We start from the raw sequence: 8,920 nt of genomic DNA on the forward strand, positions 1-8,920 counted from the left end.
CGGCCCCAATGGTGAAGACCTGCCGGTAACGGCGTCGACGGGGACGCTTAACCGCGTGGGTGCGGATGGGGAAGTCACCCGGTTTGCCGCCAATGTCGGTATCTCCAACACATTGCTGTGGTCGGCAGATGGCACCAAAATGTTCTTTGGCGACACCATTGCCAACACGCTTAATGTTTATGACTTTGACATGGAAACGGGTGTGCCTTCCAACCCGAAGCCGTTCTTTGGCCCGCAGGATCGCGGGAATATGGATGGTTCGGCAATGGATGCGGACGGATATATCTGGAATGCGCGCTGGGGTGGGGGATGCCTGATGCGTTTTGCCCCTGATGGCAGTGTTGACCGGGTGATCGAACTGCCGGTGACCCAGCCAACCAGTTGTGTGTTTGGTGGTCCGGACCTTAAAACGCTTTATATCACCTCGGCCGCGGTCGGGCTGGAGAACAGTGGCAACGCGCTTGAAGGGGCTTTGTTGTCCATCAAGACAGATGTGGCGGGCTTGCCGTGCCATCGGTTTGCCGGCTGATCGTTCACCGGTCTAAAGCGCCTATTGGTTGTCATTAATCAGGCTATTGGCGCTTCTTGCCCATTTTTGGCCTTGGTTTTCGGTATGTTTGGCGTCACCATAGCGTGTGCACAGCACATCGGACACCATCAAAAATACGAGCAAACCGGGGTCAAAATGAAACCTGCTAACGCCGCAGCCAAGTGGGCAAGGGCACTTTTTGTCATTGGCATGGTCGGGATATTGTCGGGCTGTGCGGCCCTGCAACCGTCCGGCAACAGTGTCACCGGATCGGTCAGTTATCGCGAACGGATCGCGCTTTCGCCCGATAATACCTTCCTCGTCGTGCGCTTGCTTGATGTATCGCGGGCAGATGCACCGTCGGTTGAAATTGCCGCACTGCGTCAGCCGGTCAGCAATCCGCCCATGGTGTTTGTCCTGCCCTATGATGCGGATGATATCGATCCGCGCATGACCTATGTGATCGAGGCGAAAATCGTCAATGCCGACGGAGACCTTCTGTTTCGCAATGATCAGGCCTATCCGGTCCTGACCCGCGATGCGCCAAGTGATGTCGACATCCTTGTTCGCAAAATCGCCCGCACACAGGGGAATGGCAGCAGCAAAGGCAACGCTTCGGCGATTGACAATCATGTTGCCGCGATCGAGGCCCGCTTGCCCGATATGCGGGTGATCCCCGGTCAGTATTCGGCATCCGATCATACCGTGACCTACAATGCCTATATCTCGCCAAAGGGCGAGCCGGTTCTGGTCGACGAGCATCGCGATCTTGGCGATTACGGAACCAGTGACGTTAAGCTCTATTACCGCAATGGGCAGCTTTTGCGCTTTGCCGAGGACGCAAAGCGGGTCAATTACGGTGGTTCCAACGATGATCAACCGTTGCAATACACCCTTAAACTTGATTTCGCACAGGGCCGTTTCGCGTCGGGAAGCAAAACCATTAATGGCAATGTCAGTGAACCCGATGAACATGAAATCAGCGGGGCGCTGTCGCAAAGCAAGGTGGCGCTCAGCCGGATCGATGCCATGTTAAGCCAGCTTAACAACACGCCGGACTCACGCAGCGGCCCTGAGCTTTTTATCTGTGATGACAAAAGCCGCTTTGCAGTGACCTTTGATCAGGATGCCAAGCGCGCCATTGTTGAATTCCGGGGGCGCGAGCCGATCAGTCTGGCGCAAATGCCGACCGGATCGGGATATGGTTATGGCAATGAAATATACGAACTGCGCGGCAAGGGGGCAGACGCCATCTGGACAACTCCGTCAGGTGATTTCCATTGCGCCGTCTCGTCCATGCCGAGCGAGGCCGCCAGCCTTACCCTTGCGCCCGGCGATTTCCCGGTGGTTTCGGTTGAGGAGCTGAAAGCGCAGGGGGACGGGGTCTGGACGCGCTATTTTGATGAGATGATGCCGGCAATCACCACCTGCCTTGCCAAAAATCCCGGTGATCTGGTCTCGGTTCTGAAAGCCTGGCCGATGAACCATGGCATGGTTGGGGTGCGCACGATCAATGGCAATGGCGGGCGTCATGATTGTCTGGTGCCATCAGATGGCCTCGGAACCGCACAAACCGAACTGGTTGAAACCACCACCAACATTCTGCCCGGCGAAGATATCGTCCGTTTCACCCCAGCCAGCGGCGCCTATCCCGACGGGGATTGCTTTGCCCATGAACGGCTGGTGCAAAAGGGCGTCTTTGTTGGCTGGTTGTCTGAAAAGACCTGCTGATCTGATCGGCATTGGAAGCAGAAACAAAAATCCCGGCCGGGGCAACCCGGGCCGGGATTTGTTTGTCTTATTGCCTTGATGTCCTAGTGGATCATGGCCCCGGTGGCACTCAGCATGCCGGTTGATCCGCTCAAAACATCGTCATTGCCAAGTTGAACCGCCTGGAACCGGTGACGGTCAAAATGGCCGGGCATCAAAAGCCCGCTTGCAGGCGCAGCATGGAAGCCAAAGCGTGCATAGTAATCCGGATCCCCCACCAGAAGAACCGAACGGTGACCGGCCGTCTGTGCTGCATTAAGGGCAGCATAAACCAGACCGGCACCAACCCCGGACCCGCTATAGATTTTATCCACGGCAAGCGGGCCGAGCAGCAATGCATCGCCTGCATCACCGGCATTGACATTCCACAACCGGACGGTGCCGATCATCTGTTTGCCGTCAAAGGCGACAAACGCCAAACCGTCCGCCGGAAGCCGATTACGGCGCAGGATTTCAGACGATTTCCCAAAACGCGCCGGACCCATTACGCGATCCAGCAGCTTTTCGCGCTCGATATGGGCATAAGCGCCTTCGCGATCAATCGTGATCATTGGCCTGTCTTTCGCAAATGCGGTCAGATGACATAGGCGGCAAGCGGCGAGAAGCCGTTGAACGCCACGGACGCATAAGTGGTGGTGTACGCGCCGGTTGCCTCGATCAGGACCTCGTCACCGATGGTCAAGGAGACCGGCAGGTCATACGGGGTCTTTTCATACAGCACGTCAGCCGAATCACAGGTCGGACCAGCCAGAACACACGGGGCGACGTCGCCGCCATCATGGATCGTGGTGATCGGATAACGGATGGCTTCGTCCATGGTTTCGGCAAGGCCACCGAATTTACCGATATCAAGGTAAACCCAGCGCACCGGATCGTCGGCATGCTTGCGCGAAATCAGAACAACCTCGGCTTTGATCACGCCGGCATCACCCACCATGCCACGGCCCGGTTCGATAATGGTTTCGGGCATGTGGTTGCCAAAGTGGTTGTGAAGCGCATCAACAATTGCAGCACCGTATGCTTCGGTCGCCGGAATGTCGCGCAGGTAACGGGTCGGGAAGCCCCCGCCCATATTGACCATACGAAGGTGAATGCCCTTGTCCGCCAGGGTACGGAAGATCGATGATGCTTCCGAAAGCGCGGTGTCCCATGCATCAAGGTTGCACTGCTGCGACCCGACATGGAAGGACACGCCATAGGCATCCAGACCCATGTGATGGGCATGCTCAAGAACTTCGAGCGCCATGGAAGGCGCGCAACCGAATTTGCGCGACAGCGGCCATTCTGCGCCAACGCCGTCGGTCAGGATGCGGCAGAAAACCTGCGCACCCGGTGCGACACGGGCAATTTTTTCGACTTCTTCGACGCAATCAACCGCATAGAGGCGCACACCGAGTTCAAAAGCGCGCGCAATGTCGCGTTCCTTTTTGATGGTGTTGCCAAAGGAAATGCGGTCCGGGGTGGCACCAGCAGCCATCGCCATTTCGATTTCCGGGACGGATGCGGTGTCAAAGTTGCTGCCAAGGTCGGCAAGCAGGCTCAGAACTTCCGGTGCCGGGTTTGCCTTGACGGCATAGAAGATGCGCGAGCTCGGCAGCGCACGGGTAAAGGTCTCGTAGTTGCGCTGAACAACGTCGAGATCAACAACAAGGCACGGACCTTCCGGGCGGTTCTGTGCGAGAAAATCAATAATACGCTGAGTTGCCATTGGGGCGTTCTCCCATTCCACGATATGGCAGCGTGCATGTACCTGATGCGTGCGCGCGGTGGAGGCGCGATGACGCGGACTACCTGCATACTGTTTAGCCCCGGGGCCAACCGGAACTTGCGAAGTCTGCCTCGCTATGGAATGGGGAGTTCCCGTTCCGCACGTGGGCAATGATGGTGTGCCTCTTTAGTGTCGGTGGATTTGGACGCCACCTGAGACCAAAAAAGCCCTACACCGTCGTTGCTTTAAGTGACCCCGAGGGTTCCAAAATTGGGACCACCACAGGCACGTGCGACTTTGGGCAAGTCCGCATTTACGCCCGATGCTTTTTGCGTGCAAGTGAAATTTTCATCCGTTTTGTCCTGAAACAATCGCAGGATCGTCGAAGAAGTCATGCTGCGACGCAAAAAATGGCGCGAATGGCCGCGTTCAGGATTTGCAATATGTTCTGTTGGCAGGTTTTGGTATGGGGCAATGCAATTTGCGCATAAGTTGACGGCAATTTCGAAGGCAATTGACGGTTTCAAACGGGCGGTGTAGCCCTTGGGACATGTAATTTCCCCGGCCCGATTTCGCCGCGTCGTCTGGCGCGCTGCGTTTTGCGCCGCCCAGTCAGGAATTTCTTATGTCCAATATCAAAATCACCGCTGGCCCCTTCACCTTTGACGGCGTGCTCGAAATCGAAAAGGCACCGCATACCTGCAAGGCGTTCCTTGATCGCATGCCGTTTGAAAGCAAGGCCGTTCATGTCCGCTGGAGTGGCGAGGGCGTGTGGATGCCGCTGGGTGATTATCAGTTTGGTGTGGACTACGAAAACCACACCAGCTTCCCGGCCCCGGGGCAGATCATCCTGTATCCGGGTGGCATCAGCGAAACCGAAATCCTGCTGGCCTATGGCGGGGTGCATTTCGCATCCAAGGTCGGCCAGCTTGCCGGCAACCACTTCATCACGGTCACCAGCAATCTCGAAGACCTTGAAAAGCTCGGCAAAATGACCCTTTGGGAAGGTGCCCAGCCGATCAGGTTCGAACTGGCGTAAATAATAAAAGGCACTGTGATCGGGGGCACTTCACTGTGTGCCCGGTTTGGCCTAGAAGGCCATCCAGTTTGCAATTTTCCGGTCAGGTTTAGCGTGTTTGAAACAATCAATCAGTGGGTTCAGGAATATCAGCAGTTCATCTATATCCTGATTTTCACCTACTGTGTCAGCAAGGCCAGTATCCTGCCGGTATTTGCGGGCATGCTGGTTGCGGCCGAAAGCCTTGTGGCGGGACCAGCATTGGGGGCCATGATTGCTGGCGGGTTCATCGGGGATATGGTGCGCTTTGTTCTGGCGCGGAAATATGGTGATGCGCTTGTCGCGAAAATGCCGGATGCCCTTGCGATGTGGATGCGCAAGACGCTGCGTCTGTTTGAGCATTACGGCATCGCCTATATCCTGCTCTGTCGTTATCCGCATGGGGTGCGCTCATTCGGTGTTTTCCCGGTCGGCATGAGTTCGATGTCGTTCATCCGCTTCCTGCCGCTCAGCATCACATCAGTGGTCCTCTGGGCCGGACTTTATTTCAGTCTTGGCTATAGCGTCGGCGAGGGGATGTCCGAGCTGATCGAGCATAACCTGGCGATACTCAGCCCGATGCTGCTTTTGGTCTTTATCACGATCGGCTGGTTTGCGTTGCGCCGGATCGACAAGCTTGAAGCACAGGCTGAAAAGGCCGCTGAAAGCGCCGAGCACTGATTATGGGGGCACCATGATCAGAACAAAGAAAAACGGCAGCCTGATCAGGCTGCCGTTTGTGTAACTGCAATAGGCGGGCTGCTTATTCGGCGGCAATCGTCTTGCCGTCTTTTTCAAGCATCTCGCCCTGTTTGCGCTTGGCAAGAATTTCGCGCGCCTTGGCATAGCTTTCATCATGCCAGAAGATCAGACAGCCATTGCACCCCCGGCCACAGCAGCCCTTGGTGCCAACACGCGGGGTGCGGAAGGAGCGTTCCTTCTGGCGATCATCAAGGGCGGTCTGAAGCGCATCACGCTTGGCGTCATAGCGTTCTTCATTGCCGTTGCCCATTTCGATCTTGTGGCCTTCCTGATCAAGTTTCAGGCGCTGCCATTCGTCTTCGGAAAGGGCCTTTTCCTTGCGCACGATGGTCATCGGAAGGACTTCGCGCTTCAGAAACTCCGGGTCTTCCTGTTCAAACAGGCTAAACGGCAAACGGATGAACGGTTGGGTGTTGGCGTGGACGGCTTCACCGACCTTGCCGGTTTTGGCGTCGATGAATTCATACATGCGGATGAAAATCGTCTGGCGCGAGCGCGGCGGCACGATTTCGATCACGTCCCCCGGCAGCATGCGGTTTTTGACCGACATGACAAAGGCATCGTCTTCGACCTCGACGATCTGACCGGCATATTCCCAGTCCGACACATTGGTGTTGCTGTCATAGCCATGCGCGTAATTGGTCAGACGCCCGTCATGGAAGGCCAGCGTATAGCCCCGGTTCGGGATGGTCGCCAGTTCCTTCATGTATTCTTCGGCCGACCAGTTTTCCGGGTCCTTGTACCAGTCATCAATCGCCATGCGATACGCACGCGCTACGAGGCCGGCGTAATACGGGCTTTTGCCACGGCCTTCGACCTTGAGGCTGTCGACCCCGATTTTCAGGTAATCTTCAAGCTTGGGCATGATGCACAGATCGCGCGAATTCAGGATGTATGATCCGCGCTCGTCTTCCTGAATTTCCATCAGTTCACCCGGACGCATGTCTTCTTCAAGGAAGAAGTCAAACATTTCCAGGTTTTCCTCGGTCAGTTTGAGTTCCTTGACCGTGCCGTCCTTAAGCTTCATGTGGACTTTGTATTTCCAGCGGCAGCTGTTGGCACACGCCCCCTGGTTCGCGCCCCGTTCGGCCATGAAGTTCGACAGCAGGCAACGACCGGAATAGGTCATGCACATCGAGCCATGCACAAACGCCTCGATCTTGATGTCCTGGCATTTTTCGCGGATTTCGGTCAGTTCCTCATAGGAAACCTCACGCCCCAGAACGACCAGCTTGGCACCGATGCTTTGCCAGAATTTGACACTTTGCCACGAGCACACATTGGCCTGTGTCGACACGTGCAAATCAAGTTCCGGCGCATGTTCGCGGACAAACATGAAAACACCCGGATCGGCCACGATCAGGCCATCGGGGCGGACCTTGCGCACGGTATCGACATATTCCGGCAGCTTGTCGATATCCTTGTTATGCGAAAACAGGTTCAGTGTGAGGTAAACGCGCACACCATGGCTGTGGGCGAAATCAATGCCCTCGACCACGTCATCAAGCGACATCTGGCTTTTAACGCGCAGCGACAGGTCCGGCGTGCCCATGTAAACGGCATCCGCGCCATACAGCACGGCAACCTTCAGCTTTTCGAGCGAGCCTGCGGGCATCAGCAATTCGGAACGGCGCGATTGATTACTCATCACTTGCGGGTCTTTTCTATTTGGTCGTCTGCGGGAAATCTCTTTGGCTGCGGCTTCTATCATAGCCTGCTGCCTGTGCCGATTAAAATCGCATATTTCGCAAGCCTTGCATAGCTATGGCCGTGATGAGCTGCCATGCCGGACTTGCAGGGCGCCAAGCAAAACACCCCCGCCAAGGGGCAGGGGTGTTTGGAATCGTTTCAAAGTTTTGGCTTATTTGACCTTCTTGATCTCGCCGCTTTCGATCTTGGCCCAATATTGTCTGACTTCACCACGTACAACCGGCATCAGGAAATAAAGGCCGATGATGTTGGGGATTGCCATGGCAAAGATCATGGAATCCGAGAAATCAATTACGGGACCGAGGCTCATGGATGCGCCGACGATCACGCACAGGCAGAAGAACAGCTTGAAGATGATCTCCTTGCCCTTGCCTTCACCGACCAGATAGGTCCAGCTTTTCAGCCCGTAATAGGACCATGACAACATGGTCGAAAAGGCAAACAGGACAACGGCCAGTGCCAGGATCAGCGGGAACCAGGTAAAGGCCGACGCAAAGGCCGCCGAGGTCAGCTCGACACCTGTCAGGCCGGAATTCAGCTCGCCACTGATGGTGATCACAAGGGCGGTCATGGTGCAGATCACGACCGTATCAATGAACGGTTCAAGCAGGGCGACATAGCCCTCGGTAACCGGTTCCTTGGTCCGCACGGCCGAGTGTGCAATCGCAGCCGAACCAATACCCGCCTCGTTGGAAAACGCCGCACGTTTGAAGCCCTGGATCAGGGCACCGATAACGCCGCCAGCAACACCGGCACCGGTAAAGGCTCCGACAAAGATCTGGGCAAAAGCATCACCAACCATGGAGATATTGGACAGGATAATAACAAGGCCCGCCGTGACATAGATGATGGCCATCAAGGGCACGATCTTTTCGGTGACCTTGGCGATGGACTTGATGCCGCCGATAATCACTACACCAACGACGATTGCCATGATCAGGCCAAACAACCAGCCAGACCCGGCCAGGAAGCTGTTTTCGCCGCCGGTGACATTGACCACCTGCTGGAAGGCCTGATTGGCCTGGAACATGTTCCCGCCGCCCACGGCACCACCGATGCAGCAGATCGAAAAGATGACGGCCAGAACTTTGCCAAGGCCGGGTTTGCCTTTTTCAGTCAACCCCTTTGACAGGTAATACATCGGGCCACCTGAAACGCGCCCGTCTTCGTATTCGTTACGATACTTCACACCCAGCGTACATTCGGTGAATTTTGATGCCATGCCAAGCAACCCGGCAAGGATCATCCAGAATGTCGCACCGGGTCCACCGATGGAAACCGCCACGGCCACCCCGGCAATATTGCCAAGCCCGACTGTGCCCGAAAGGGCGGTGGCAAGGGCCTGAAAGTGCGAAACCTCACCGGCATCTTCGGGGTGGGAATA

Annotated in this window: 8 protein-coding genes; 4 read left to right on the forward strand and 4 right to left on the reverse strand. The window is 56.0% G+C overall.

Annotated elements, in window-relative coordinates:
* Together B2R48_RS00005 and B2R48_RS00010 are read left to right on the forward strand one after the other, a co-directional pair.
* Window positions 1-529 (forward strand): SMP-30/gluconolactonase/LRE family protein (locus B2R48_RS00005; protein WP_296996188.1); only part of this gene is annotated, 529 nt, incomplete at its 5' end.
* 156 nt (window positions 530-685) lie between these two features.
* Complete coding sequence (locus tag B2R48_RS00010) at window positions 686-2,260, forward strand: YbaY family lipoprotein (protein WP_296996190.1); 1,575 nt, start codon at window positions 686-688, stop codon at window positions 2,258-2,260.
* Between the two features lie 83 nt (window positions 2,261-2,343).
* On the opposite strand, the gene B2R48_RS00015 is transcribed toward B2R48_RS00010, so the two are convergent.
* On the reverse strand, window positions 2,344-2,850 hold the full coding sequence (locus B2R48_RS00015; protein WP_296996191.1) for a GNAT family N-acetyltransferase: 507 nt from the start codon (window positions 2,848-2,850) through the stop codon (window positions 2,344-2,346).
* 23 nt (window positions 2,851-2,873) lie between these two features.
* Complete coding sequence (locus B2R48_RS00020; RefSeq protein ID WP_213474771.1) at window positions 2,874-4,007, reverse strand: type III PLP-dependent enzyme; 1,134 nt, start codon at window positions 4,005-4,007, stop codon at window positions 2,874-2,876.
* 625 nt (window positions 4,008-4,632) lie between these two features.
* Between B2R48_RS00020 and B2R48_RS00025 the strand changes: the two genes are divergently transcribed.
* Both B2R48_RS00025 and B2R48_RS00030 read left to right on the forward strand, forming a co-directional pair.
* Window positions 4,633-5,046, forward strand: coding sequence for a DUF3830 family protein (locus B2R48_RS00025; RefSeq protein WP_062955680.1), 414 nt, complete (start codon window positions 4,633-4,635; stop codon window positions 5,044-5,046).
* 93 nt (window positions 5,047-5,139) lie between these two features.
* The gene (locus tag B2R48_RS00030; RefSeq protein WP_213474775.1) at window positions 5,140-5,745 is read left to right on the forward strand and encodes a DedA family protein; all 606 of its coding nucleotides are present in this window, start codon (window positions 5,140-5,142) and stop codon (window positions 5,743-5,745) included.
* A gap of 82 nt (window positions 5,746-5,827) precedes the next feature.
* On the opposite strand, the gene B2R48_RS00035 is transcribed toward B2R48_RS00030, so the two are convergent.
* Together B2R48_RS00035 and B2R48_RS00040 are read right to left on the reverse strand one after the other, a co-directional pair.
* Complete coding sequence (locus tag B2R48_RS00035) at window positions 5,828-7,474, reverse strand: U32 family peptidase (RefSeq protein ID WP_296996201.1); 1,647 nt, start codon at window positions 7,472-7,474, stop codon at window positions 5,828-5,830.
* 213 nt (window positions 7,475-7,687) lie between these two features.
* Window positions 7,688-8,920 (reverse strand): alanine/glycine:cation symporter family protein (locus B2R48_RS00040; protein WP_296996205.1); only part of this gene is annotated, 1,233 nt, incomplete at its 5' end.

Origin of the sequence: Thalassospira sp. UBA848, from assembly GCF_002295455.1 — a bacterium.
Lineage (GTDB): Bacteria > Pseudomonadota > Alphaproteobacteria > Rhodospirillales > Thalassospiraceae > Thalassospira.